Origin of the sequence: Castellaniella sp. FW104-7C03, from assembly GCF_040276085.1 — a bacterium.
In the GTDB taxonomy this organism is placed as follows: domain Bacteria; phylum Pseudomonadota; class Gammaproteobacteria; order Burkholderiales; family Burkholderiaceae_B; genus Castellaniella.
On the sequence record NZ_JBELOK010000003.1, the window covers coordinates 39516 to 66278 of the forward strand.

At 51.4% G+C, this 26763-nt stretch carries 27 protein-coding genes; 8 read left to right on the forward strand and 19 right to left on the reverse strand.

The features are described from left to right. Nucleotides 1–190: 190 nt before the first annotated feature. Together ABS758_RS04185 and ABS758_RS04190 are read left to right on the forward strand one after the other, a co-directional pair. Nucleotides 191–2434, forward strand: coding sequence for a cyanophycin metabolism-associated ABC transporter (locus ABS758_RS04185; RefSeq protein WP_350380912.1), 2244 nt, complete (start codon nt 191–193; stop codon nt 2432–2434). Further along, complete coding sequence (locus tag ABS758_RS04190; protein WP_350380914.1) at nt 2427–2969, forward strand: cyanophycin metabolism-associated DUF1854 family protein; 543 nt, start codon at nt 2427–2429, stop codon at nt 2967–2969. The genes ABS758_RS04185 and ABS758_RS04190 overlap by 8 nt, the downstream gene beginning before the upstream one ends. Before the next feature lie 2 nt (nt 2970–2971). Here the strand turns inward: ABS758_RS04190 and ABS758_RS04195 are convergent, their stop codons facing one another. Further along, nucleotides 2972–4216, reverse strand: coding sequence for a TGL-type protein-glutamine gamma-glutamyltransferase (locus ABS758_RS04195; protein WP_350380915.1), 1245 nt, complete (start codon nt 4214–4216; stop codon nt 2972–2974). 124 nt (nt 4217–4340) lie between these two features. Here ABS758_RS04195 and ABS758_RS04200 point away from each other — a divergent pair, with 124 nt between their 5' ends. After that, nucleotides 4341–4712, forward strand: coding sequence for a helix-turn-helix domain-containing protein (locus tag ABS758_RS04200; RefSeq protein ID WP_350380916.1), 372 nt, complete (start codon nt 4341–4343; stop codon nt 4710–4712). A 23-nt stretch (nt 4713–4735) separates the two neighbouring features. On the opposite strand, the gene ABS758_RS04205 is transcribed toward ABS758_RS04200, so the two are convergent. Both ABS758_RS04205 and ABS758_RS04210 read right to left on the reverse strand, forming a co-directional pair. Beyond that, nucleotides 4736–5389, reverse strand: a complete 654-nt coding sequence (locus tag ABS758_RS04205) for a hypothetical protein (RefSeq protein ID WP_350380918.1) — start codon at nt 5387–5389, stop codon at nt 4736–4738. A 34-nt stretch (nt 5390–5423) separates the two neighbouring features. Next, nucleotides 5424–6236, reverse strand: coding sequence for an Rpn family recombination-promoting nuclease/putative transposase (locus tag ABS758_RS04210; protein ID WP_350380919.1), 813 nt, complete (start codon nt 6234–6236; stop codon nt 5424–5426). A gap of 36 nt (nt 6237–6272) precedes the next feature. On the opposite strand from ABS758_RS04210, the gene ABS758_RS04215 reads away from it, so the two are divergent. Together ABS758_RS04215 and ABS758_RS04220 are read left to right on the forward strand one after the other, a co-directional pair. Next, a complete protein-coding gene (locus ABS758_RS04215; protein ID WP_350380921.1) occupies nt 6273–6587 on the forward strand; it encodes a DUF1153 domain-containing protein in 315 nt (104 codons plus the stop codon). After that, a complete protein-coding gene (locus tag ABS758_RS04220; RefSeq protein WP_350380923.1) occupies nt 6584–7405 on the forward strand; it encodes an IS3 family transposase in 822 nt (273 codons plus the stop codon). The genes ABS758_RS04215 and ABS758_RS04220 overlap by 4 nt, the downstream gene beginning before the upstream one ends. On the opposite strand, the gene ABS758_RS04225 is transcribed toward ABS758_RS04220, so the two are convergent. From ABS758_RS04225 to ABS758_RS04235, 3 genes are all read right to left on the reverse strand, one after another. Continuing rightward, nucleotides 7394–7651: an Rpn family recombination-promoting nuclease/putative transposase gene (locus ABS758_RS04225; RefSeq protein ID WP_350380924.1), complete on the reverse strand. Its 258-nt coding sequence runs from the start codon at nt 7649–7651 to the stop codon at nt 7394–7396. The genes ABS758_RS04220 and ABS758_RS04225 overlap by 12 nt on opposite strands. A 145-nt stretch (nt 7652–7796) precedes the next feature. Continuing rightward, nucleotides 7797–7973, reverse strand: a complete 177-nt coding sequence (locus tag ABS758_RS04230; RefSeq protein ID WP_350380926.1) for a hypothetical protein — start codon at nt 7971–7973, stop codon at nt 7797–7799. Nucleotides 7974–8185: 212 nt separating this feature from the next. Continuing rightward, nucleotides 8186–8599, reverse strand: coding sequence for a winged helix-turn-helix transcriptional regulator (locus ABS758_RS04235; protein WP_350380928.1), 414 nt, complete (start codon nt 8597–8599; stop codon nt 8186–8188). An 89-nt stretch (nt 8600–8688) separates the two neighbouring features. Between ABS758_RS04235 and ABS758_RS04240 the strand changes: the two genes are divergently transcribed. Further along, entirely contained in the window at nt 8689–9543 is an 855-nt protein-coding gene (locus tag ABS758_RS04240) for an SDR family oxidoreductase (RefSeq protein WP_350381308.1), read from the forward strand. Nucleotides 9544–9575: 32 nt separating this feature from the next. Here ABS758_RS04240 and ABS758_RS04245 read toward each other — a convergent pair whose 3' ends face one another. Next, the gene (locus ABS758_RS04245) at nt 9576–9671 is read right to left on the reverse strand and encodes a BrnA antitoxin family protein (RefSeq protein WP_350381310.1); all 96 of its coding nucleotides are present in this window, start codon (nt 9669–9671) and stop codon (nt 9576–9578) included. Nucleotides 9672–10467: 796 nt separating this feature from the next. Between ABS758_RS04245 and ABS758_RS04250 the strand changes: the two genes are divergently transcribed. Together ABS758_RS04250 and ABS758_RS04255 are read left to right on the forward strand one after the other, a co-directional pair. Next, nucleotides 10468–11640, forward strand: a complete 1173-nt coding sequence (locus tag ABS758_RS04250; protein ID WP_350380930.1) for an LPS O-antigen chain length determinant protein WzzB — start codon at nt 10468–10470, stop codon at nt 11638–11640. Nucleotides 11641–11852: 212 nt separating this feature from the next. Next, nucleotides 11853–12953, forward strand: a complete 1101-nt coding sequence (locus ABS758_RS04255; protein ID WP_350380932.1) for a Wzz/FepE/Etk N-terminal domain-containing protein — start codon at nt 11853–11855, stop codon at nt 12951–12953. 42 nt (nt 12954–12995) lie between these two features. On the opposite strand, the gene ABS758_RS04260 is transcribed toward ABS758_RS04255, so the two are convergent. The 12 genes from ABS758_RS04260 to ABS758_RS04315 form a co-directional block, all read right to left on the reverse strand. Beyond that, a complete protein-coding gene (locus ABS758_RS04260) occupies nt 12996–14216 on the reverse strand; it encodes an O-antigen ligase family protein (RefSeq protein WP_350380934.1) in 1221 nt (406 codons plus the stop codon). Between the two features lie 123 nt (nt 14217–14339). After that, nucleotides 14340–16175, reverse strand: coding sequence for a polysaccharide biosynthesis protein (locus ABS758_RS04265; RefSeq protein WP_350380936.1), 1836 nt, complete (start codon nt 16173–16175; stop codon nt 14340–14342). 176 nt (nt 16176–16351) lie between these two features. Then, a complete protein-coding gene (locus tag ABS758_RS04270) occupies nt 16352–16948 on the reverse strand; it encodes a sugar transferase (protein WP_350380938.1) in 597 nt (198 codons plus the stop codon). Next, complete coding sequence (locus ABS758_RS04275) at nt 16945–18108, reverse strand: DegT/DnrJ/EryC1/StrS family aminotransferase (protein WP_350380939.1); 1164 nt, start codon at nt 18106–18108, stop codon at nt 16945–16947. Before ABS758_RS04275 ends, ABS758_RS04270 begins: the two co-directional genes overlap by 4 nt. Nucleotides 18109–18111: 3 nt before the next feature. Next, the gene (locus ABS758_RS04280) at nt 18112–18729 is read right to left on the reverse strand and encodes a GNAT family N-acetyltransferase (protein ID WP_350380941.1); all 618 of its coding nucleotides are present in this window, start codon (nt 18727–18729) and stop codon (nt 18112–18114) included. A 9-nt stretch (nt 18730–18738) separates the two neighbouring features. Then, nucleotides 18739–19947 (reverse strand): glycosyltransferase family 4 protein, encoded by a 1209-nt coding sequence (locus ABS758_RS04285; RefSeq protein WP_350380943.1) that lies wholly within the window; start codon nt 19945–19947, stop codon nt 18739–18741. Next, nucleotides 19948–21078 (reverse strand): non-hydrolyzing UDP-N-acetylglucosamine 2-epimerase, encoded by a 1131-nt coding sequence (gene wecB / locus ABS758_RS04290; RefSeq protein ID WP_350380945.1) that lies wholly within the window; start codon nt 21076–21078, stop codon nt 19948–19950. 24 nt (nt 21079–21102) lie between these two features. Next, complete coding sequence (gene wbjC, locus ABS758_RS04295) at nt 21103–22236, reverse strand: UDP-2-acetamido-2,6-beta-L-arabino-hexul-4-ose reductase (protein ID WP_350380947.1); 1134 nt, start codon at nt 22234–22236, stop codon at nt 21103–21105. Nucleotides 22237–22239: 3 nt separating this feature from the next. Beyond that, nucleotides 22240–23286, reverse strand: coding sequence for a polysaccharide biosynthesis protein (locus tag ABS758_RS04300; RefSeq protein WP_350381312.1), 1047 nt, complete (start codon nt 23284–23286; stop codon nt 22240–22242). After that, a complete protein-coding gene (locus ABS758_RS04305) occupies nt 23279–24499 on the reverse strand; it encodes a glycosyltransferase (RefSeq protein WP_350380949.1) in 1221 nt (406 codons plus the stop codon). The genes ABS758_RS04300 and ABS758_RS04305 overlap by 8 nt, the downstream gene beginning before the upstream one ends. Further along, complete coding sequence (locus ABS758_RS04310; RefSeq protein WP_350380951.1) at nt 24499–25542, reverse strand: EpsG family protein; 1044 nt, start codon at nt 25540–25542, stop codon at nt 24499–24501. The genes ABS758_RS04305 and ABS758_RS04310 overlap by 1 nt, the downstream gene beginning before the upstream one ends. Nucleotides 25543–25726: 184 nt before the next feature. Further along, the gene (locus ABS758_RS04315) at nt 25727–26734 is read right to left on the reverse strand and encodes a hypothetical protein (protein WP_350380953.1); all 1008 of its coding nucleotides are present in this window, start codon (nt 26732–26734) and stop codon (nt 25727–25729) included. Nucleotides 26735–26763 lie beyond the last annotated feature (29 nt).

Sequence of the window (26763 nt, forward strand, 5' to 3'; positions counted from 1 at the left end):
CAAAAAGCCGCCCAGGCAAGATGCGCAGGCGGCACACAATATTAATCTTCCAGCCGTTGCCAAGCATCAAAAAACAGTTGAAAATTGTGACGCCCGCGCAACAGTGCATTTTTCTGTGGCGTGTTTATCGTCTTTTTGCGGCCCCGGCCGCGGTGCCCTCCACAGCCATCGTCCCTCCATGCCGGGTTTTATGCTTGATTCTGTGGCCAACGCGCGCCCAACTCCTTTGTACCCGCCCGATTTTCCAGCCGCCTGGCAAACCACACTGGCCACCCAACTGGCCAGCGACGAAACCGCACTGGCCTGGCTGGCGCTTAATCTGGACACCCAGTTGCACTACAGCAACAGTTTGCTGGTGCTTACCCCGCGCCGCTGGCTGCTGTGCAGCACAGATGCCCAGCAGTGCAGATCCTGGCCGCTGCGGCCAGATCTAAACCTGGTGCTGCACGATCAGGCCGGCGTGGGCAGCCTGATCCTGCAAGACAGCCATGCCCGCCTGGCGCGCTGGCGCTATACGCTAGACCAGCACCCACAGGCCCTGCAACTGGCCGCACGGTTCGAATCCCTGCGCCAGTCAGCGCAATCGTCCCAAGCAACAGACACCCCCGGCACCCCTGCCCCGGCAGCCGCCCCACAACACCCATCTGCCAGCGCCTTGCTGCGCCTGTGGCGCTTTGCGCGCCCCTACCGGCGCCAGCTGTCCATCGGCCTGATACTGACGCTGGTGTCCACCGCAGCATCCCTGGTGCCGCCGTACCTGACCATGCCCCTGATGGATGATGTGCTGATCCCGTTTCAAAACGGCCAGCCCATCGAGTGGCCGCTGGTAAGCCTGTACCTGGGCGGGTTGCTGGCCTCGTCCCTGCTGGCCTGGGCCCTGGGCTGGGGGCGCAGCGCCATTTTGGCGTGGGTCAGCGAGCGCATCGGGGCAGACCTGCGCACCACCACCTACCAGCACCTGCAGCAGTTATCGCTGCAATACTTTGGCGGCAAACGCACGGGCGATCTCATGGCCCGGATTGGTTCGGAATCCGACCGCATCTGCCTGTTTTTATCCCTGCACCTGCTGGACTTTGCCACCGATGTGCTGATGATCGTGATGACATCGGTGATCCTGTTGTCCATCAACCCCTGGCTGGCCCTGGCCACGCTGGCGCCGCTGCCGCTGATTTTATGGATGATCCACTGGGTGCGCGACCGCCTGCGCCACGGCTTCGAGAAAGCCGACCGCGTGTGGTCTGAAATCACCAACGTACTGGCCGACACCATCCCCGGCATCCGCGTGGTAAAGGCCTTTGCGCAAGAACAGCGCGAAGTGGCGCGTTTCAGGGAAGCCAACAACCGCAACCTGGCAATCAACGATCGGGTCAACGCACTGTGGTCGCTGTTTACCCCCACGGTTACCCTGCTAACCGAGCTTGGCCTGCTGGTGGTGTGGGTGTCGGGCATCTGGCTGGTGTCGCACCAGGCCATCACCGTGGGCGTGCTGACGGCGTTTCTGGCGTACATCAGCCGCTTTTATGTGCGGCTGGATTCCATGAGCCGGATTGTGTCGGTTACCCAGCGGGCAGCGGCCAGCAGCAAGCGCATCTTTGACATCCTGGACCATGTCTCCAACGTGCCAGAGCCCGCGCAGCCACGCCCCATGTCGGCCATCCACGGCCGCATAGAGCTTAGCCACATCGGGTTTCGCTACGGCAACCGCAGCGTGATCCAGGACCTCAGCCTGGACATTGCGCCAGGCGAAATGGTAGGCCTGGTGGGGCAAAGCGGATCAGGCAAAAGCACACTGGTGAACCTGATTTGCCGTTTTTACGATGTCTCGCAAGGCGCCATCCGGCTGGATGGCACCGACATCCGCCAGTTTGCGGTCAGCGACTACCGGCGCCACATCGGCCTGGTGCTGCAAGAGCCCTTTCTGTTTTACGGCAGCGTGGCCGAGAACATCGCCTACGGCCGCCCCGATGCCAGCCGGGCCGACATCATTGCCGCTGCCCGCGCCGCCCACGCGCACGAGTTCATCCTGCGCCTGCCCCATGGGTACGATTCTCTGGTGGGCGAGCGCGGCCAGGCCTTATCGGGCGGCGAGCGCCAACGCATCTCGATTGCGCGCGCCATCCTGATCGACCCGCCCATCCTGATTCTGGACGAAGCCACGTCATCCGTAGACACCGCCACCGAAAACGAAATCCAGAAAGCCCTGGATAACCTGGTGAAAGGCCGCACCACGATCTCCATCGCCCACCGCCTCAGCACCCTGCGCGAGGCCGACCGCCTGGTGGTGATGGACAGCGGCAACATCGTGGAGATTGGCCGCCACGATGAACTGCTGGCCCGCCAGGGGGCATATGCCAGGCTGTACCAGGCACAACTGCAAAGCGTGCAGGCGGGGGGGTCGCAGCCCTTGCACTCGGAAGACGAGCACAATGCCTAAACAACAAATACCGCCCCCCCTGGCCGAGCCGCAGACAGACAAGCACGCTGGACTCCGCCTGGGCTCGCCACGGACAATGCCGTTTACCTTGTCCCGGGACACCTTTGGCCGCCTGCTGCTGCAGCGCCCCGGCCGGCCCGACGTGCTGGTAACCCCCGTGCGCAGTTTTCCCATCAGCGCGCCAAACGAGGGGATCTCGCTGGTGGACGCCCAGACGCAAGAACACGCCTGGATCCCGGATCTGACGCAGCTGCCCGAGGCTGAAAAGCGATTGATCGGCGAAGACCTGGCGCAACGCGATTTCAGGCCCGAGATCCTGCGCATCCACCACGCATCAGGCTGGGCCACCCCCAGCCGCTGGGATATCGACACCGACCGCGGCGCCACCGTGCTGACACTGAAAAGCGAAGACGACATCCGCCGCCTGCCCGCCAACAGCCTGCTGATTGCCGACGCCTGCGGCGTCAATTTCTGGGTACGGGACATCCAGGCGCTGGATCGCACCAGCCGGCGGATACTAGACCGGTTTTTGTAGTGTCAAGCCGCAATCCGCAAACCAAAGGTTTGCGGATGCACGCAGCGCACAGCCTCGCGCGAGGCGTCGATGCAGCCACCCTCGGCGTATACCCCGGCGGGGTCTCGCAAGCGCATCATGCGTTGCAACACCGCCTGGGTGGCCTGGGCATCGGCCAGGGTTTCGGCCACCCGGGCCTCGATGATGGACTCGTCCATCCAGGGCTGGCCGCTGGGGCCATCCGTGCGCACCCCATGGCGCCAGTGGTAAAGCTCTACACACTTGGACACCAGCGTGTATGCCTGGCCCGGCTTCCAGAAATTGGTAAAGCGCCCCTGCCCCAGATAAAACACCCAAGAGCCCTCGTAGCCCTCGATACCAGCCGACACCGCATCCGGGTTGCGAAACCACAGGCGGTCTCCCGGCACATAATAGTGAGACGGCAGCGGTGTTTGCAGCGAGCCGTACTCGTACAAAAATGCATTCTGAAACGTCTCTGACTGAATCGCCTTGCGCTGCCACTGCGCCTGCAACACCGCCAGGGCCGCAGGGTTGCTGATCTGCAGCTCTTGCGCCAGCCCCAGCAACACCACGTGCTCTGTGGCTCGATAGCACGAGAACGAATACAAACGCCCCGAGACATCCGGCCACAGCGCCTCTTGCAGCGCCGGGATCAGTTCATGCCCGGGCAGCAACACAAAGCCTGTGGCCTCGGTCCAGCGCCAGCAATCGGGGCGCTCGGCTTCCTCGGTATCAAACGCCAGTACCGTGCGCCGGCCCGCCTGCACGATAAAGCGCCGCAGCCGCACCGCAGACTGCCACTCGGCGAGGCTGGGAAACTCGAACCCCAGCGGAGACAGCAGCATCGCGGCCAGGATCTCGGTGTCCAGGTCGGCGTCGCTGGTGTCGGGAGACAGGCCCAGGGTGTGGGCCAGAGCGGTGGTGTCCAGGTTTTGCGCGCCAGTATCCGACGTGAGCGGCGCAACAGCGTTGGCCTGCTGCCATGCGCCGGCCACTGCTTGCGGTTGGGTGCGAGTGCCTGCCCCAGGCAGGCCTGGCAGCCAGAACTGCTGCCAGGGGCCTTGCGCATCGGTGCCGGTTTGGTGCTGGATCAGGTAACCCAGCTGATGAGTGGCCAACCACTGCAGGGCGTGCGAAGCCGGCAAGGTTGTGCGCAGCCGGATGCCGATGGGAGCGTCTGCGTGAACCGCAGATTGAGGGGTAAGGATGCTTGGCTCGGCCGAGGCAGCCGGGATGGACATCGGCATGGTTTCACCTGACAGGAAAATCCAGTGGAGGATTCTACTGCCTTTGATGCGGTTGAAGCGCGACTAATGTTATATAAACCATCATCCAACCAGGATACACAGAACAATCAAAAGGGGCTTCAAAATGAAGGCAAAAACTGCAACACCCCCCGAAACCAAGCAAAAGACAACCTACTATGCCGCAGCTTCAGCACAAGGCGACCAACGCAGAATGGCAGCGCTGAAGCGTGCCCGCCGCCAGGTAGCAGCGGCGCTGCCCAAAGACACAAAATTTCCACTTACCAGGCTCCGCTTACAGGCTGGCTTATCCCAGGCAGACTTGGCCAAGCTGCTTGATACACACCAACCAGCCATTGCTCGTCTCGAAAACGGAGCATCCGACCCCCGTTTCACCACCATCAAAAAACTGGCTACTGCTTTAGGGGTCTCCGAGGCAGAAGTCCTGGAAGCAATAGACGCAGGCCGGGTCGCAAGCCAGATATCACGAAAACCATAGAGGCTGTTTCTTTACGAGTGACTTCAAACACCTGACACCTCATCCCTAACCGTCAGATCGATCAACACCACTCTGATCCCGGAAACGCCGGGGAACTGATCGGAGACGGACTCCCAGTACTGGTGCAGCGCATCCGGCAAATCTTCCCGGCCTACCCGTTGGGTGCCGATTTGCCATCGCTTTGACGTGGTGCGGCCCTGCCACACCAAAAGCAGGATGCCGTGGCCGGCGGTGTGCTCTCGCAGGTAATCGCCGGCAAGCTGGTTACGCAAGCGTTCGCACAGTGCCGGCCCTGTCCAACCCTTATCCAGCAATTTAAGCTCGATCGGAACCGGCGAGGACACGGCAGGGCTTTGAAGCAGAATATCTGTTCTTTGCTGGTTTGCGAGTTCGTTTTCCTGGGCACACGGCCCAGCGCCTGCAAGTGCTGCGCGCGCCGTGATCTCAAAGGTTTTGCCTGCGCCCGCCTCGGCCAGGATCACGCAGCGAAATTCTTTTTCCAGCTCTTCCCAGCCGGTCTGTTTCTGATGGCCCCAGAGTGACCGAAGCGCTTCTTTATCGGCACCAGCCTCCGACTTGGGTACGGGTGAAAAGGATCGTGTCAGCGGGACGGCGTCTGTCGCCATGGAGATTTGGGACTGGTAGATTTGAGCAAATCCGCCTATAAGAGGGCTCAAGCTCCCTCCTTTGGCTTAAGTCGGCCACCACTGCCTACTGTCCGGGACGAAACACATCATCCAAAACCGCGGCATCCAAGAGGTTCAGCGACCAGGTTTCTAATTGAGAGGCCTGGGCCGCGCGGATGCGTTGGGTGACGTCGTCGGGCACCGGGCCAAAACGACGCTGAATCATGTTTAGCAGCAGGTCTGCCAGACCCTCAGCGCGGCCTTCCCTGCGGCCTTCTCGCAACCATTGACGTGCCCAGAGGCCGGGCTTTTCGGCAGTCATCATATCCAGCTCCTGTAAAGTATTCACCGGCGGTAGCGCTTCTTCTGGTGGAGCGCTGCGCTGCGCCATGTGCAGCAGCCATATCGTCAGACTGCGGTTTAGCTCCTCGTGCTCGGGCTGTTCTCGCACCACTTGAATCAGAGTGTGCAACAAACCGCGCCAACACTCAATATCCTGGCTACTACCCATACGAAACAACAGCACAGCCAGATTTCGATCTGGCAAGCCCGCAGCCTTCAATAATTCTCGCTCATGCACCAGAAGATAACGCATTCGTGGCTGATAATGCCGCAAATCTTCTGGCACATCACCCAGCAGGCCGCTGATATCCAAGGGTGCCCGCCAACGGCGTCGGCCGCTGTAGAGCACCACCGGCAGCACGGGTGGCAGTGGCAGGCCAATCAGCTTGCTATTCAGCAGGGTCTGATAGCTTAGCCCGGCATAGCTGATCAAGCGCAGAGCCATCGTGGTATCAGACTGGCTCTGCGGCTCGAGCAGCAGCAAAATACATAGCCCTTGAGGCGGCACCTGTTCTGGCGAACATACTTTCTCGCCACCTGCTGTGTACTGACCCACTAAAAACCTGCTCAGGTGATAATTCAGGAAATCACTATGAGCACAAAGATGGAAGACGAAATCAAACGCTGGACGGCCAAGCGCAAAAGTGCGCTGGTGCTGGACATCATCCAGGGCAAGACCACAGTCGCTGAAGCCAGCCGCGCCTACGATCAGCCCCCCTCAGAGATTGAGAACTGGATGGATGATGCCAAGCGGGGCATGGAAAACGCATTACGCGCCAAACCCGAAGACATCCGAGAGCAATATGAACGCCAGCTCAAGGACCTTCAAGAGGCCTACGGCGAAGCGATGTTGGAGCTACGTGCCAGAAAAAAATTGCAGTCCCTGTTGGGCGAGGACGAGAAATGATCGAGACGATCCGCCAGGGACTAAAAGCCGACGGGTATACCGTCTCGATCTCCAAGCTGTGCCAATGGTTCAATATCCCCCGACGCACGGTGTACTACAAACAGGTGAAGGCCGCGCCCAAGATGGACCCGAAGTTCGTCGAGCCGATCAAGGCCATGATTGAGGAATCGCCTTCTTTTGGGTATCGTACTGTGGCGCATTTGCTGGGTTTTAACAAGAATACCGTGCAGCGTATCTTCCAGCTCAAGGGCTGGCAGGTGAAGAAGCGGGCCATCGGTTTTAGGCCTCGCATCCAGGCCTTGCCATCGGTGGCCACAGCACCCAACGAGCGTTGGTCGACAGACCTGTGTCGGATCTGGGCGGGCCGTGATAGCTGGGCGACGTTGGCCCTGGTGATCGACTGCCATACGCGGGAACTGCTGGGCTGGCATCTGTCTCGTAGCGGCAAGGCAACAACCGCTAGCAGCGCGCTGGAGCATGCCCTGATTGCCCGGTTCGGGACGCTAGGTCGCGTCCCCGAGCCGTTCCTTCTACGGTCAGACAACGGGTTGGTTTTTACTTCTCGTAGCTACACCGCGTTGGTGCGCAGCTATGGCCTTCGCCAGGAGTTCATTACGCCACATTGCCCGCAGCAAAATGGCATGGTCGAGCGGGTGATCAGGACGCTTAAAGAGCAATGTACCCATCGGCACCGCTTCGAGACCCTGCAGCATGCCAGCCGTGTGATTGGCGACTGGATACGTTTTTACAACCACCGACGCCCACACCAGGCGTTGAATATGAAAACCCCGGCTGAAGCCTTTGCATTAGCCGCTTGAGCTGAGCAGGAAATGCTGGGTCATTACAGCTGTGCTGAAGGAAGGCCGTTTTTTCTGGGGAATCAGCCAAGCGCAATCACCTGTGCGCTGGTGAAGTCGGTCGCTGACGTGATTGGTAGGCACCGGAAACATGTGATCCCAATCGAGTACGACAAACAGGCGTGGACTTAGCACACAGGCCAGCAAATCGCGCAGTAACTCTTTGTGTTGAAACAAGCGGCGGTAGGCCGCGTCCATCTCGCCCATGATGACTCCACCCCGATTGGGATGTCACCATGATGGTGGACACAAAGCGGGATCACCAGGCCAGTTCGAGGATTTTGATCCGTTTTGCCACTGCGGAAAAATCCGTCAGGCGCCCGCCTCGACCAAGCGCGATAGGGTGCTGTGATCAATGGTATCGGTCGTCATTATGGATTAATGCCGCATAGATAACCGCGTTAACAACCACCTGCCCAAAAGGAGAATAATCCAGTTTGGTACCATCAAAAACCTGCCAGCGTGAACGAAAAGCGAACCCTGGCAAGATAATTAAAAAGGCAATGATTGCCGGCAATGCTATATTCATTATTGTCTCCGGCCACCCATTGCCTAACAGCCGAAATCTATATTACAGAAACGACCTCTACGCGGACATGCCGTAGTTCACCATTATTATCTTTGTACGTAATGATAGGCGCTTGCTTATTTGCACCTTTGGGCTTTGAATCTTCCAGGCACGGGCGCCCGGTACTCCACCTCGCAAAAGTGCTGAAGTCACCCTCCTGGACCTCTTCCAGCTTAGGCGTGTTCAAGAGAAGGCGCCGCACGCTGCGCATCTTGGATATCGGGAAGGATGGCGTCGATGCAATCGGCCAGGGCGGCAACCTTCTCGGCCACTGTTGTTCCCAGTGGGGTTAAGGAGTATTCCACGCGGGGCGGTACCGTCTCGTAAGACTTGCGATGAACCAGGCCGTGTGATTCCAGGCGCTTGAGGGTTTGCGACAGCATTTTTTCGCTGACACCGCCCACCATCCTGCGCAGATCGCTGAAGCGCCGCACGCCGCCCATCAGCACGATCAGCAGCAACACACCCCAAGGGCTGGTGACGTCTTTAAGTACCTCACGACATGGACACTCTCCCAGCACAAGGTCTCCGCGCCGAAGCTGCGCAGAGAACGTATCGGATTCGGCCAGGACTGTTGGGATTGTCATCTTTAAACTAACCTTTTGGTGCGTACTTGTTAAAAATAAAGCAAGAAAATATCATGAATACCGAATCCAACCAAACCAAGGAATTGGCTATGATCGTTGTTACAGGGGCCACAGGGCAGCTTGGCCGTCTGGTTATCAAAAACCTTTTGCACACAGAACCCGCCTCCAGCATCGTCGCCTTGGCACGCGATCCCGCAAAAGCGGCCGATCTATCGCAGCTTGGCGTTCAAGTGCATCAGGCTGATTACACGCAGCCAGAATCGCTTAAAACTGCACTTGCCGGTGCAGACAAGCTGCTGCTGATCTCTTCAAGCGAGGTCGGCCAAAGGGTTGCCCACCATCAGGCCGTGATTAACGCGGCGATCCACTGCGGCATCAAGCTGATCGGCTACACAAGCATTCTTCACGCGAATACCTCCCCGCTAGGATTGGTGGACGAACACCAGAAAACCGAGGCCATGCTTAAAGCATCAGGCATCCCGTTTGTGGTTCTGCGCAATGGCTGGTACACCGAAAACTACGCAATGGCGATCCCCACCGCGCTGGCCCATGGTGCGCTGATGGGCAGCGCCGGCGACGGGAAAATCTCGTCGGCATCGCGGGCCGACTACGCCGCCGCGGCCGCCAAGATAATGACGCTACCTGATCAAGCCGGGCGGGTTTATGAACTGGCGGGGGACGCCGCCTATACCTTGACGGAGTTTGCGGCCGAAATCTCGCGCCGATCCGGCAAGCCTGTCCGCTATGTGAACCTGCCACAAGAGGAATACAAATCGGCGCTGATGGGCTTTGGCCTACCTGAACCAGTTGCGGAGCTGATCTCAGATTCTGACAACGGCGCGGCGCAAGGCGGCCTTTTTGATGATCAGCATCAGCTGAGTACGCTGATTGGCAGGCCGACGACGCCGATGGCTGAAACGGTTGCTGAGCAGCTTAAGGGGTAGGTTGTAGGGGGCGCACCGCTGCAACTGACACCCTACGACTGCTTCCTGACCACAACTTTCTTCAATGCCTCATTCATCCGGGTCTGCCAGCCCGGGCCGCTGGCCTTGAGCCCCCGTCCCCGCCAGATACGCTAGTACCGTTGCCAGCTTTGTCTGCTCCGAATATCTGTGACACATTCATATCTCCCAAAGCTGACCTAGCTGTCCAACTTTTGGGGCGCAGTTCAGCCCACCGATGTTGCGTAATTACGACCAACCACATGCAAGGTCACCATATCACGTACGCAAAATTACCGCATAACCCTTTACACAAAGTGTCAAAACGTTAACTTAACAACGTTTTGTGTTACGTTCGCCCCATCATTTTGCTTTTGAACCTCACGCACACATGCCTTTCACTACACAACAAATTCAGGGCCATTACTTGGGCAGGGGCGCTGATCAGTCTACAGTACTTAAATTTAAACAGTATATAGGCGACTTCAATCTCATCGCCAATATCGCGTATATTTCGGTAGCTACAGCGGGCATTCTAGGTATTACGAGTTTAGCGCTTACCTACGGGCAAAGTGAGCTGGGCGCGGTTCTTGCGGCTACCGTATTAGGCATAGGCATAATTGCGCTTCGTATCAAGATTTTCAATCACTATGCGTTCTCTATCGGATGCATTAGGGTATCCTCGCAGGGTGACCTAGAGTGGCCAGGTGGCTGGTTGGAGCATACTGCTGTTGGGCAGATTATGGTTCAGCGTTCCGGTGGGTCTAGAAGCGGCTTCAGCGTAGTATGCATTAGCCCAATAGATGAGGTTCATGTTCTCGGGACGGGGCTGTCTCAGGCACGGGCTGAAGCGATCCGCCGGGATATAGTGTGTGCTCTTCGTCATGCAACGTCAGGCATTGCTCCGCAGTTGGAGGGTAGCCTGTAATGCCAACACATAATATCGATCACAACAACGAAATAGACTTAGCCCAGCTTCTTCAAAATCTGTGGAAAGGGCGCGTCGCTTTGTTGGTTTTTTTCCTTGTTGGCGTAGTGCTCTCGGCTATTTATGTGCTCACTACAAAAGAGCAATGGACATCGGTCGCATACCTTAGCCCACCTCGACTAGAGCAAATTAACGCTTATCTTGATCAACGTCGAGCAATGGCACGAGTAACCGGAAATGAGCCGATTGCCTCTAATGCACTAAGTTCTTCTCTGTTCAGCACGTTTATTAAAGAAGTCGCCATTTCCAAGAATCAGTTGGCATACTTAAGCAAAACTGAATACTACAAACAGCAAAAAACGGACGATCCCGTGGCCAACCATCGTCTGCTGCTTGATTTAGCCCGACAGTTACATATAGAGGCTCCCGGCAAAGATGAGATAGCCCCGCACTACAAACTTACATTTAGCGCCGATACGACAGAGCAAGCACAGCATGTCTTGACTGGCTATCTGAACTGGGCCAATGACATTTCATTCTATCTGGTTGATGAGGGGTTCAATGATCTACTAAATGCACAGATCCTGTCCCACCAAACTGAACTGGAAAATATTGATTTCAAGTTAACGACGGATCGACAATACAATATCGAGAGTCTTGAAAATGCGCTGCACACAGCCAGACTTGCAGGCATCAAGGATTATGTTGTAGCCCGTCAAACAGAAGGCGCCACCGTCATCGAGCTGAGTGACAGCAAGCGCCTGTTCATGCTGGGCGAAAAATATCTAAATGCCGAGCTTGAAACACGACAGAACACGCCTGTCATTTATCCACCCAATTACTACAAAATAAAGCGCGAACTGGTACAGCTTAAACCACTTCGAGACTACAAAGTCGAGGCGACGTCCTATTTCCTGCAGCAAGCACCTACATTGCCGTTAAGTCGTGATGGGTTCGGGCCCACACTTATCGTTATTTTGGGCGGAACATTGGGAGGTATGTTGGGCGTTTTTTGGCTGTTGGCGTCTGAGGCTTTCCGACGCGAGGACTCCGCCACAGCACCATGGAGGCCCCTCCCACCCTCTGACGAATCTGCCCGGGAAACCTCCCCTAGAGCCTCTCACAGAACCGTGGGTGTCGCTTCCGCATCATACAGTAATCCCTCCGCATAACCGAACGGTGGCCGCATGGCCACTGTAAAATGCGTCGTTACGCCCTTTCACTCCCTTGTGTGCGCAACCTATTACTGCTTAGTATCCGTCCGATAAATCCATATTGAAAGCTGCACACATCCTGTAGCACAAAGATCGGGGCAAATCCATATAATCTCCAACGGCAGTGGAAGCGGCCCGCCGGTTGCATCTACGGCACTATGGAGCCTAATATGACCCCCCAGAATACTGTCAACGACCGCCCTGCTGTTGCTGACGAAATCGACCTGATCGAGCTGTTTCGCGCACTATGGGCCTCAAAGGCGCTGATCGTAATGAGCGCAGTGATTGTTACCGCAGTCGCAGCCGCCTATGCCTTCCTCAGCCCCCCCGTCTATCAGACAACGGCACAGATCCTGCCACCTACAGCCAGCGACCTGGCCAACTACAATATCGCCAGCCAACTGACGGGCCATGCAATCGGCGGTACGGTCACGAACACCGCGATAGGCATTTCAGCGCTGACACCAGAAGACGCCTACGCAGTTTTCCTGCGCTATCTGGGATCCAGCGCCGTCAGGCAACGCTTTTTCGACGAGTATTACCTGCCCGCACAAGAAAACAAGGCAACAAAAGATAACCCACAACGTGCATGGATGCGGCTGGATAAAGAACTCACCATCAAACTGCCAAGCAGCCAAAACGAGGTTCAGTCTAGCATCATCCTGGAAGGTAAAGACCCGCAAACCATTGCAAAATGGGCAAACGCCTACGCCGATCTGGCCTCACAGGCAGCCAGCAAAAATCTGAAAAGCAAACTGCAGGCTGAGTTAGAGATCCGCAGGCGCAGCCTAAATGACCAGATCGCTACCGCCCGACAGATTGCCCAGAAAGTACGTCAGAACCAGATCACTCGGCTGAAAGCTGCCCTTGCCATCGCCGAGAGTATCGGCCTGGAAACAATAGCCGATAGTGCCCCACTGATTGCCATCAACACCCAGGATCCAAGCGCTGACAGTATCAATAGCGGCAGTGTTTTGTACCTGCGTGGCGCCCGCGCGCTGAGATCGGAATTGCAGCAACTAGAGCAACGCCAAAACGAAGACGCCTACATTTCCGAGTTGCCCGACTTACTAAAAAAGCAGGCTCTAATCGGAGAAATTACCCTCGACTCAGCCTTATTGAACACAGCAACGATAGATCATGCGGCGATTGTCCCAGTAGATCCCATCAAGCCCAGGAAGGCCCTGATCCTGCTGCTCGGGCTGGTACTGGGTGGCATGCTAGGGGTGTTCATTGCCTTGGTGCGTAGACAGTTTATAGCTGCTCCCTGACCACAGCCATCGTATCGCTGACTGGGTCTGCAGATGAAGTATTCACCGACTGACTGCTTCCTGCTCAGCCTGCCGCATTAGAGCCCACAACACCGCCAGCGATATGGCAAAGAACATCACACCATTGTTCCGCCCCAGAATATAGTGTGTAAGCCCGTAACAAGCGAATGCCGCCGGCAGGCCGGCACCGCAGCAGGCTAAGACACGCACTGTTAGGTCAGTAGAGCGCAAGCGCTGGCAGAAAAACCAGAAGCTGGAAATCAACATAGCCAATAACGCCAGTAAACCCAGGGATCCCTGGTGCAGCCAGACTTCGATGAAATTATTGTGGGTATTCGCCAAAACCAGTATGGCTGGATCCACGCGGCCACTTTGAATCAAATGATCCAGTTGCGTAGAATATTCCTGCTGGCCCCAGCCAAGCAAAGGCCGTTCGGCAATGCTAAGCAGGGCAGCCTTCCAGGCTTCTATCCGCAAGCCCACGTTGTTCGTGGCATCATCTCGTATCACATACGCGTCCCACTCCTCAACAGCACCGGCATACCTAGCCGCGGCCATTTCGCCAACAGGCACGGTCGCAAAAACCACCATCGCAGCAACAATAATTACAATACTGGCTGCAAAAACGCGGCGCAGATGGCGTCGGCGCAATACCGCGATCGCCGGCAGCACCAACATAATAGGCAACGCAATCCAACTGCCTCGGGTTGCTGAGGCCAGCACCGCGTACAAGCCACACAACGCCGCTACCGCCATCAAGCCCATCCAGGCAAAACGGCCACGTGAGCCGGCCCAATACGCCCCCAACGCAGCCCAAAAGGTCATGGTCAGCGACAAATTGGAAAAAGGTATCGCGCTGGTCACAAAACCCGTGGCGCGGGGAAGCTTCAGATCATGCACCTGCCACCAAGCGACTCCCGCTGTAGTCACCAAGCCTATAGCAATTCCTGCCCACACCCAATGCAAACGGATTGATATGCGGCGTAGCCCGATCAGAATAGGAATCACCAGTACATAGCGCAAAGGCTGATCCAGGAATGCCATTGAATCACCGTGCCACAGCACGGCGACTAATGGAACTAGAAAGCAACTCAGCAACACCAGGCACAGGATGCGATCCTGACGATCATACGGCAGGGTGACATCGCACCTGCCACGAACCAAGCTATATAGCACCCCTAGGAATAACAGGGCCGCACCATACGAATACCCCGAAGGCAGCGAGAGCGCCAGAGCATAGAACATCGCGATGGACGTAGACATCCATACTGAAATCCAGCCCCTGTCAACGGGCCATAGGGGGCTGCTTAAAGGCATAACGATCCTGAAAAGAGACTTCAACAACTGTCCAACCATCCCAAGTTAAAGCGCATGCTTGACGGGACGCTACTGCTTCATTGGTGTGTATTCGGGTATCCAGCGCTTTAGTTGGGCACGCACCTGCGCATCGCCCACAACTTGCTTGTTGGCCTGCCAGGCCTGCACATAAGCGAGGAAGTCGTCGGGCACAAGTCGCGAACGAGCGATTCTTAACTTTTCGTGTAGCGTTTTCACGGTTTCCTCGGTGTCCGCCAACAACTCTTCATAAAGCTTCTCACCAGGGCGCAGCCCAGTAAACCTGATTTGAATTTCATCTTCGGAATAGCCTGAGAGACGAATCATATTGCGGGCCAAATCCACAATCTTTACCGGCTCGCCCATATCCAGCACAAAAATCTCTCCGCCCATACCCATAGCTGCCGCCTGCAATACCAATTGAGCCGCTTCGGGTATGGACATAAAGTAGCGGTTGATCTCAGGATGGGTCACCGTCACCGGGCCACCCCGGGCAATCTGCGCCTGGAACTTAGGCACAACACTACCGGTGCTGCCCAACACATTGCCAAAACGTACTACGTGGAACAACGTACCCTGACCTTGGCAATGCAAGGCTTCGCACACCATTTCGGCCATGCGCTTGGTGGCCCCCATTACGTTGGTGGGGTTCACCGCCTTGTCGGTGGAAATCATCACAAAGCGCTTTACCCCATGGCGCCGGGCACTGTCAGCGACCACCAAGGTACCAAATACATTGTTGCGCACAGCCTGCCAAGCATTGCCGACCTCCATCAACGGCACATGCTTGTACGCTGCCGCATGAAACACCACCTGCGGCCGCCACACTGCAAAGATCTCTTCCATACGCTCTGCATCGCGTACATCCCCCGCCAAGGGAATAATGGTAACGTCGGCCGCTTCGTCGCGAAACCATTGTTCAATCATGTACAGCGCAAACTCATTGGCCTCAAGCAGTACCACCTTGTCAGGATCAAAACGCACAAGCTGACGACACAACTCGCTGCCTATCGAGCCACCGGCCCCCGTTACCAGCACGGTTTTGCCCTCCAGCATCGCCATAACGTTGTCCGTATCGATGCGCACCGGCTGACGGCCCAATAAATCCTCAATTTTTACCGGCCGCATCACGTTAATCGCCACACGGCCAGCCATCAATTCATCCAGTGCGGGAATGGTAAACAGCAAAGCCCCTGCCTTAGTCGCCTCCTCACTAATGCGGCGCAACACTGGCGCACGTGCCGACGGCATCGCCAAAATTATATGCTTGGCCTCGTACAGCTTTAAGACCTTAGAAATATCTCGGGTGCTGCCCTCAACACGGCAACCTGATAACTCCAGCCCCTGTTTGGCAGGGTCGTCATCCACTAGGGCGACTACATTCCACTCTGAAGTGCGCTGCAGTTCACGCAACAGCATTGCGCCTGCCGTGCCTGCCCCTGCAATCACCACCGGCTTCCCTTGGCCACCCACCTTGTCGTACAGGCAATATTCCTTCCACATACGCCACGCCACACGTCCACCGCTCATTATCAGGAACAGGAGTATGGGATAGAGCACGACCAATGAGCGTGGAATATGCAGATAGGGCTGAGAAAACAGCGCCATCAGCAGCAACACAAACGTGGAAACCAAAACCGCCTTTAGAACCCGCTGCAAATCCAACAAACTAGCAAAACGCCACATGCCGCGGTACAAGCCCGCCCACTGACATGCAAATAATTGAGCAACTAACAAAGGAATCAGTCCGAGCCAGATTGTCTGCTCAAAGCCCGGTAGCCAATCAAAATTAAAACGAATCAGGAATGCACCTGTCCACGCAAGAAGGACAGCTGCTAGATCAAACAGAAATACTAATGAAGATCGGAACCGAGTGTTAATTATCATACTGAAATTAGCCTTTAATCAGCAATACATCCAATACTACTGCTATCACAGATGCCCATTAAGAATCACCTTGCAAGACACCATACCCTTTCGACTAACCTCATTTATTTTCTTACGTTCCATGGCTCAACGATTGTCACGTTTAAGTTGTGCCTATCAAAATTACCGATATAAAATCAATGATGAATTATCTTGAAAATCGTCGCAAATATAATTTTTATATCTATTAGCATGCTCCTTTCATCAACATATCTTAAATAAAGATTCTGCTTAATTGGCATAACTATATCAATATATGCTTGTTCTGGATTCTCGTATGCAGATAATAACCGATTCTCATCAACCATTTCAATTGACGCCCAGTCAGTAATTCCAGGGCGCACGGATAAAATTCTTTCTCTTATTTCTGGCGCATAACACGCCATAAACTCGGGAACCTCAGGTCGTGGGCCTACCAGGCTCATATCCCCTAAAACCACATTCACCAATTGAGGAAGTTCATCAATCTTATACTTTCTAAGAATAAGTCCAGGCCGGCTTATACGCCTATCCCTACCAACAGTTAAGCGACCTTGTCTTTCGGCATCATTCTGCATCGTGCGAAATTTATAAATTTTAAATTCGCGCCCATATCGACCTACTCTAGTCTGCTTAAAAAAAACTGATCCCGTAGAACTTAGCTTTATCCAAATGGCGGAAATTAGCAATAATGGCGCAAATACAACAAGCCCAAAGACAGAAAAAAAAATATCAAATAATCTCTTTAACATCATCGAGAGAGAATTTGTTTGATGGTTTTAATAACACGAAATTGATCTTCATCAGTCATTCTTGTGTATAATGGAATTGAAACCTCTTGCTCAAAAAGGTTCTGTGAAACTGGAAAATCATTTTTCTCTAAGCTACAGCTTTTTCGCCAGTATGGCTGCAAATGCAAAGGAATAAAATGCACTGAGCACCCAATGCCTAGATCTGACATTTTTTGAATGAATTGATCACGCCGAATTGGCGAATCATCTGACAAACGCAAAGGATAAATATGCCTTGCATGGATATCTCCTTTGGGGGCAGAAGCAGGCAAAACAACAGGCAATTCGCGTAGCGCCTCATTATATATTTCAGCCATATGCTCGCGCCTTTTCTGAAATCCGGACAGGCGGCGCAATTGGTGAATCCCAATCGCAGCTGCAGGATCTGGCATATTATATTTAAATCCCGGAGCAACTATCTCATAGAACCACGAAGGACTCGTTGATGTGTAACGGTCGAACGCATCACGACTAATACCGTGCAAGCGCATGATACGCGCACGCTTTGCCAGTTCCGAATCTCTTGTAATCAACATACCACCTTCGCCAGTAGTCATGGTTTTATTCGCATAAAAGCTGAATACTGTTGCATCTGATTCCAAAGACCCTATTTTCCTTCCCTTCCATGTTGCCGGAAGCGCATGCGCAGCATCCTCGACTACTTTCAATTTATGTTTTCTAGCTATGCGAAATAGCGCATCCATATCACAACTTAGACCAGCAAAATGAACTGGTAATAACACTCTGGTCCGTGGCGTAATTGCAGCTTCGACAGCAATGGGGTCTATATTGAACGTTTCCTCTAACACGTCCACGATGACTGGTATAGCTCCTAGATATCTAACAACCTCTGCAGTGGCAGTAAAAGTATAGCTCGGCAAAATTACCTCATCGCCAGGCTGTACGCCCACAGCTTCCAACGCCAAATGCAATCCTGCCGTCGCTGAGTTAACTGCAATAGCTTCAACGGAGTCATCATCCATGAACCGGGCGAAGTCCTGTTCAAACTGTCGAGCCTTGGGCCCGGTAGTCACCCATCCGGATCGCAAAGCATCAACAACCTCTGAAATTTCCTCCTCACCGATCTCGGGCAATGCAAATGGAAGAAATGGGAGCGACGTCATGGTCTACCTCGTGTTATGTTCGCTAGACAAAGAATTGTATTTTATATATCGGTACATTCTACGACCCCCAGACTGCAGAAATGTCGATTCTATTGAATATTGATATTTTTTGTAGAAGTTATTAACTGTGTCATTATCCGTAGCGTCAGTAATCAAGTATATGTACGAACTACCCTTTGAGAATGCTTCGACCTCAAAAGCCTCAAGTAAAGCTCTTCCTACCGACTTACCTTGCGCTTCGGGTAACACTCCGATACTACTCAATAACGTTCCACCTTCTAAGCTCACAATCTTATCTCCCCTATAATTGAGTGCCGAGAAAAGTTTCTTAAAAACCACTTTGGGACTCTTTACCAGGGAAGGCACTGCATAGATCATAAAACGTAGTCCACGATTTTGACGTAATCGCGGGAAAAAACTCTCTGGAGAGCAGGTACCTGCTACAAAACCCAATTTGTGCTGGTCCTCCGCCACTAGCAAGATAGCATGTGCCAGGAAACCCGAGTATAGTTCTTTTAAGAATTTACGGCCCATATTAGTCAGAAAGAAACTCGGAAATGCTTTTATATGAATGTCAATTATTGAATCAATATCCGAACTCCGGGCTGGTCTGATTATCATGATCGATCTTTAAATATTTCTCAAAATTTTTAAAATTTTATTAAGGGCAAAAGATCGTGACATACTAGTGTAATAGAACGAGTATCCATTCTTGCTCATAATAGGCCACTCATCATGTAGCCGAATCAGATCCTTTATCCCGCGTGTGATACTTTCAACATCGTCCGGTTCTGCACATATTCCGGCATGCGCATCCTCGATGATCTGGTTCGCCTCGCCACCAACTGCCATTAGAATTGGCTTACTTAAGCTAAGGTATGCTTGTACCTTCGATGGAATCGTAATTTTGAACAATGGATCATCTTTTAAATGAGCCACAAGGACGTCAGCTTGCATTAAGTACGGACCTATTTCCTTGGATGGTATATATCCTAGAAAATATATATTTTCAGCGCCGATATTTTTTGTATATTCCGCGAGCAAGGTTGCCTCGACACCAGAGCCGATAATATTTAGATCGATAGAATACTCTTTACACTTATCAAATGCATGAATTATCGTTTTTAGCGATTGTGCCGCACCTAAATTCCCTGCGTATACAAATTTATATTTTGATTGACCTTTGAGCAGAGAGCTGCCTTCAACTTGTGTAATCGGAATATGGGTAGTTTCCTGCTCTTCAGCATGCCAATTGTAAACAATGCTAATTTTCTGCTCATCAACTCCACGTTTCACGAGCTCTCTCTTATATCCCTTAGACAGAACTATTATTGCATCAGCTTGTTTATAAATGTAGCTGCAAATCCGGTATATAAGCCTATACAAGATCGAATCTTTCCGGTTGCCGGTTGCCGCTAACGCGTCAGGCCATAGATCTTGAACATCAGTAATAAATTTTACTGATTTAGTTTTTTTCAGAATAATCCCGATAATGCCCGTAGTTATCTGGGGATGATAGGCGTACACGACATCTGGTTTTCTGATGAATAGGGAAACCCCGAGTGCACTCAGCATGAACGTAACATATGCCAGGCCTCTCGCAAATCTAGATCTTGAATGGGAGATATATGACCAAACCCTAAATATCCGCATCTCATCTTTTTCTTCGATCTGGCAGGCCCGTAACTTATATCCAGGAAATATCTTCCCTGTTGGGTAATTCGGAAATGTAGTAATAACATCAACCTCTATCCCGCTAGCTTTAACATCCCGCAGAAATTCCAATCCTTTTATTGAATATTCTGGATCAAAAAGCTGACTAATAAATAGCATCCTCATTTAATATGCTTTCCAAACGACCCTATTTACGTAATCTGTATAGCTATGGATAATCCTAACCACTTTTTCTGCCACATTAGGCATACTATAGTCAGCCACCAAACGTAATAACCGCTCTTCACCGTCCTGTTCATCTTCCAGTATGCTCAATCCCTGCATAATCCTGTTCGTGTCCAGCCCAACCATCATTACTGCAGCTTCTTCCATACCCTCTGGTCGCTCATGGGCCTCACGAATATTTAACGCGCGGAAACTCATGATTGAAGACTCCTCGGAAATCGTGCCACTATCAGATAAAACAACCTTAGCATTTAGCTGCAGCTTATTGTAATCCTTGAAACCCAGGGGCTTCAGCAAACGCACTTGCTCATGAAATGTCACACCCAAGGCATCCACCCGCTTCTGTGTACGAGGATGTGTAGAAACGATCACCGGGTAGCCGTACTGACTGGCAACAGCATTCAATACATCGACCAACCGACGAAAGTTCTTGTCTGATTCGATATTTTCTTCACGATGCGCACTAACTACAAAGAACTTGGCCGGTTCCAGCTCCAGGCGGTGGAGTATATTTGACTCCTCAATGCCTTGGCGATAGTAGCTTAGCACTTCAAACATGGGGCTACCGGTCTTAATGACCATGTCGGGCGGCAAGCCTTCTCGTAACAGATAGTCCCGTGCGATCGTGCTGTAAGTCAGGTTGATGTCGGCTGTATGATCAACGATGCGACGATTGATTTCCTCTGGCACCCGCATATCGAAGCAGCGGTTGCCGGCTTCCATATGGAACGTAGGTATTTTGCGACGTTTGGCTGGAATGACAGCCATGCAACTATTGGTGTCACCCAAGATCAACAGGGCCTCGGGCTGTACTTGGCTCAACACTTGATCCACTGCAATGATCACCTTTCCTATTGTTTCGGCACCATTGACACCAGCTGCGTTCAAAAAATGATCGGGCTTGCGAATCCCCAGATCTTGGAAGAATATCTCATTAAGCTCGTAGTCATAGTTCTGGCCAGTATGAACCAGCACATGATCGCAATACTCATCCAGCTTGGCGATCACGCGGGACAGGCGAATGATCTCTGGCCGTGTGCCCACCACCGTTACGACTTTCATTTTCTTCATGGCGATTAATCCTGCAGTTGCGGGTCAGTCTGCCGTGCCGACCTGGCGAGTATAGGTATCTGGGTGCTCACGATCAAAGATCTCGTTAGCCCAGAGCATCACAATCATTTCGTCCTGACCAACATTGGTAATATCGTGCGTCCAGCCGGGCACGGTTTCAACAATCTCAGGTTGATCCCCCGTAGTGAACAGCTGATGGAATTCACCCGAGACGATATGTCGAAAACGAAAACAGGCCTTGCCCTTGATGACCAGGAACTTCTCCGTTTTAGAATGATGATAATGCCCTCCCCGCGTAATGCCAGGATGAGCAGTGAAAAATGAGAACTGCCCGGAATCCCGGGTTTTCAGCATCTCCACGAACATACCGCGCGGATCACTATGCTTAGGAACCTCGTAAGCAAACTGTTCAGGCGGCAAATAGCTAAGATAGGTTGAGTGCAACGCCCGTACTAGACCTGTTCCCACAGGTTCCGTGATCAATGTCTGACGACTTTCGCGGAACATATATAGCTGTGCTGCCAGTTCGCCAACGGAAAGGCTATACTGTGGGTGAACAGATACATATGGTCCTGCGTTAAGCTTGCCATCCATTGCCGCAATGAAATGCTGGATCACATCATCGATATATACAAGAGTGATGTGGGCATCAGGGTCATTGATCTGGATGGGTAAATCGCGAGTGATGTTATGACAGAAGGTCGCAACCGCTGAGTTATAGTTCGGGCGAGCCCACTTCCCAAAAACATTGGGCAGACGAAATATATGAACCGGTACGCCATGTTGGCGCCCCAAGGCAAACAGTGCCTCTTCGGCGGCCAACTTACTTTGCCCATAAGGGTTCTCCCGCTCCGCTTGGATAGAAGATGCAAATAATACAGGCACCCGTCTTCCTGTGCGAATAGCCACTTGCGCCACAGCATCACACAAGGATTGAGTCAGCCCTGCATTACCCGATGCGAACTCAGCCGTGTCTTGCGGGCGGTTTACTCCCGCCGTGTGAAAAACAAAGTCGATATTCTGAAGCAAACTTAACAGCTCGTTAGGAGCGTTATGGCGAGTGAATTTCGTCAGATGTATGTCCTCACGCGCAGATAAGTGCAACTGTAGGTTCTGCCCAATGAAACCATTAGCCCCTGTGATCAACACGTTAATCATTATTCAGTGCTCCTCAACATCCACAATCTCCCCTCGTGCAATCCGCCGCATACCGTCCAACTTGAGGAGCAGCTGTTGCATACCGACAATATCCAACCGTTGCGTGTTATGGCTGTTGTAGTCCTCTCCGTGCGCGGTTTGCGTCAACCGAGGCTCTCCTTGCTCAACGTATTTACCGTAGTTTAGATCACGATTATCTGCTGGGACTCGAAAATATTCACCCATATCTTCAGCACACGCCATCTCTTCGCGGCTTAGCAGCGCCTCGTATAGTTTCTCGCCGTGCCGAGTACCAATAATCTGGATCGGGTGCTCTGGCTTACCCATCAGCTTGGTGATAGCGCGCGCCAAGGTTTCGATTGTTGCTGCAGGAGCCTTCTGCACGAAGATATCACCATTATTGCCGTGTTCAAAAGCAAATAGCACCAGATCCACAGCGTCAGCCAATGTCATCATGAAACGCGTCATGGCCGGGTCCGTAATTGTAATGGGTTCCCCCGCCAATACCTGCTGGACAAACAGCGGAATAACCGAGCCGCGTGACGCCATGACATTTCCGTAGCGCGTGCCGCAGATGACAGTACTCGTAGCCCGCAAATTGCGGCTTGCGGCCACCATCACCTTTTCCATCATTGCCTTGCTAATACCCATGGCATTGATGGGATAGACTGCTTTATCCGTGCTAAGACACACCACCCGACTAACGCCAGCGGCAATTGCTGCCTCTAAGACGTTTTCTGTACCCAGCACGTTGGTATACACAGCCTGCATTGGATAGAACTCGCAAGAGGGAACTTGCTTAAGGGCCGCCGAATGAAAAATGTAATCAACACCACGCATCGCTTGTTGGACACTACGAAGGTCCCGAACATCACCAATATAGAATTTCAACTTGGAGCTGCTATAGCGTTTGCGCATGTCATCTTGCTTCTTCTCATCTCTACTAAAAATTCGGATTTCAGAAATATCAGTCCCAATGAATCGATTCAATACCGCATTTCCAAACGAACCCGTTCCACCCGTAATAAGGAGACTCTTATCTTTAAACATCATCGCACCCAATAATAGAATTCAACAATTTTTCAATCTGCCTTTCTGAAGTCTTGAATCGAAGAATAAAATCCCTGGCCTCACTACCCTTCGCACGCAGGCTAGTCCACGAGAGCCGCGACACCTCCGCCATTGCTCTTGCCATGCCATCAGCGTCAGGCTCTATGGAGAAGCAATACTTATAGTATTCGTCAGGAATCCCATCCAATCGATACATCAAGACAGGCACACCAGATGTCATATATTCGATCACCTTAGACGGAAATGAATATTTAGTGTATTCAGAGTCATTATCCCGAGGATTTATTAACACCAAAGCGTCTCGCTGCAGATCCAAAACCCTTTCCCTGTCAATTTGACCTAGATAGTGTATTCGACAATTTAGACGTGATGCCTTAATCACATATTCTCGATCATCGCCATCACCACAAATTATTAAATCACAATCGATCACGCCTGATTTGATGTAGGAATCAACAAGATTTCTTATCCCATATCGACGATCCAAAGTCCCGGTGTACAGGAAATACCGCTTACTACCAGCCAATCCTTCAGAATACGGCTCTCGATTACTGTTGTCTGACATGCCCTCTATGACGATTTTATTTGCCACCATAGGAAATTTGCTAGCCATCTGTTCTGTAATTACAACAACAGAATCCATTTGATTAACAATGTAGTAGGAGAGTTTAGACACAATTCGCGAAATTCTTTCGCCTATCCCACGGCGGGCCGCCATATATTCTGGCAGATCGGGAACAATGACACAAAACTTCCCTCGTTTATTAAGGATCTTAGAAAGATAACATGCAATTAAAAATGGTAAGTGCATCGAATAACAAAATACATAATAATCTTCAGCTGCCCTCGCTGAGGACAATAGCCTAAACAACATCTTGGACGAAAGATACGTTCTGTGGAACAACTTTACAGCAGATAAATTAAAAAAAGGTACGTTAATGTATCGGATATTCCCTTCTAAACAACAGGCACTCAACGGCCGATAAAACAAATCCCTATATCGTCTTGGATAAGAACCAATGAAAGGCAAATTAATTACGATAACCTCGCCGATCAAGCCATTACGCGAGAGGCCATTAATATACCCCATTTGCAAAACGTTGGCGGCGGCTTGAAAACAGCCTATAGACTTCAATAGTACCGCCTCTCGCTCTGTTTGAGGGAGCACCCCTCCCAAAAAAATAATATCCATCAAAAATAACCAATAAGTGAATTATATTTAAACAGAGGAATTACTGTAAACTCCAAAACCGGGATTAGAAAATAATAAAGGATATAAAAAGAGAACGCTAGTATATAAAAAGCGCACACTAACTTCTTATAATTTCCGCCCACACAGAAGACATTTATACAATAGGCTATATTTATAAATAATAAAACCCTAAATAATCGTACAAAGACATCCGATTCAAAATATAATACCACTAGAGATAATGAAATGACGTTTAAATTCATAATAAAGATACTATCCCGGTCACGCGGAATGCTGAGGACTAAACGCCCTCGGCAAATCGCCAAGTGCATTAAGAAAACACCCACGACAGAGAAAAAATTTAAAACCGTCAGAATTACTGCATTTTTTAAGGATTGACTATAAAACCGTAGATGCTCTGCCAGAGACTCCGGAAGCACATAACCCTTTCTTAAGATAATATACAAAGAATAAAACAGCACTAGGTAAGAAATTGCCACGCGCAATGGAATAACCCTCTCCCTAGGAATAATGAGAAGGATTAGGAAAAACATAAAAGATTGATGAACACTCGTGGCTAGTACTATAGACAATAGGAATTTCAATCTACCATGGCTACTTATGTTTATGAAGGAAATAATCCCTTGCAGGAATATAGCAAATGCGAGCCCATTTCTTAATAATACATAGTCCAGAGGAAAAAGAAGCAAGGCGTATGCAAGCGTAGCCAAATATGGGCTAATAGAAAAAAAGACCAGAAACCTGAAGACCAACGCTAAAGTTATTGCAGACAACGTAATCTGGAAGTCCCGAAAGGAAAGCCCCAACTCGTTCGCAAGTATGTTAAGTCCACCATATCCAACCTCTAGGCCCCAGTCACTTAGTGTATCTCGAACGACATAATAATCATGATATGCGTTATAATCCCCGTTCCAATAATTCCAACCAGATAATATCCACATCATCAAAAACAATAAGATTGCCAAAAGTATGGAATTTATCCAACTATATGTAATCGTCCGCTTGATATTGCGTCTAATCATATTAGATTATGTTTTAAATGAGCATGCATTACAGGCTTGAATCCCTCTTTTTAGCGAGTTTGTCGCTCCCCTCGCATCGTTACCTTAAGTAATCGGATGACAATATGTACTGTTAAGTATCACCGTAATAGCCTTAACTTGATGAGAACAACTCGTGTCAGGAGCATTGTTGAGATATGATAAATCATTTTTTCTTGAGGAAGAAATTGAGTATGGTCACTCCAAATGGCACCCCAAGAACCTTCCTTACAAATCTCGAAACTATTGATCGGACCGAAAAAAACCGGGGGTTCAATATTATCTTAGCGACCTTCAGTTCAAAATTTCGATCTATAAGGAGTGTTGCAGGATGTTTAAGGGGAAATTCTAATGATTTAGTTTTTAGCCCGCAGAGCCGATCAACCATCACGTCACCGAGATCGTTCCCGCCGTGAGTCGCATTTAAATCAGCGCCTATGTTGCATATCTGGTTGTACTTCGGTGCAATGGCATACACATTATGAGCTCTCATACTGAAGGCCATTTGGTAGTCCCACGAATAGAACATACCATTTTCTTCTTTAAAGCTAATCTCATAGTCGAGATTGTACTTATCTTGATAGTACAAGCGACCGTATAGATACTCAAACTTCAGCCGCCTGCGAATATAAGGGTTCTGCCAAAGCTTCAATTCGCCATCGTAAAATTTATTGAATTTTTCAGCCCATGACGCCCATCCACATGGCATCATATTCTTAGTGAAAACATAACTAGAATCGTCTTCAGGAGAATAGTTCTCTAAATAATTAGTTCCGCAAACCCATAAGACACGCGCATCATCGGAGTATCTAAGCAACATTTCTTCACAAAATTTGAAGAATGTTATTTCTGGTAGATTATCATCTTCAAGGAATATGGCCACCTTTTCTCTTTTAAAAACCCATTTTGCACCGCCTGCTATATTTCTATATACCCCAATATTTTGTTCTTGATATCTGCGTATAACTTCACAGTCCCATGTAATTTCGCGTTCTATCAGAGCCCGACACTGGAGAACCATGTCATGTTCTTTTGCATCTCGCCCACCATCTGAAAGCAAGTAAAGACGGGGAGGCTGTACCTCTGCGATCCGCCTTATTACTTGAAGTGGCTTATCTGCCCGTTTAAATAGAAACAAAACTACCGGTGTTGCGATCTGTTTGTCACTCGCCATTTCCCGACCTAGTATCCCTGAGTTATTTA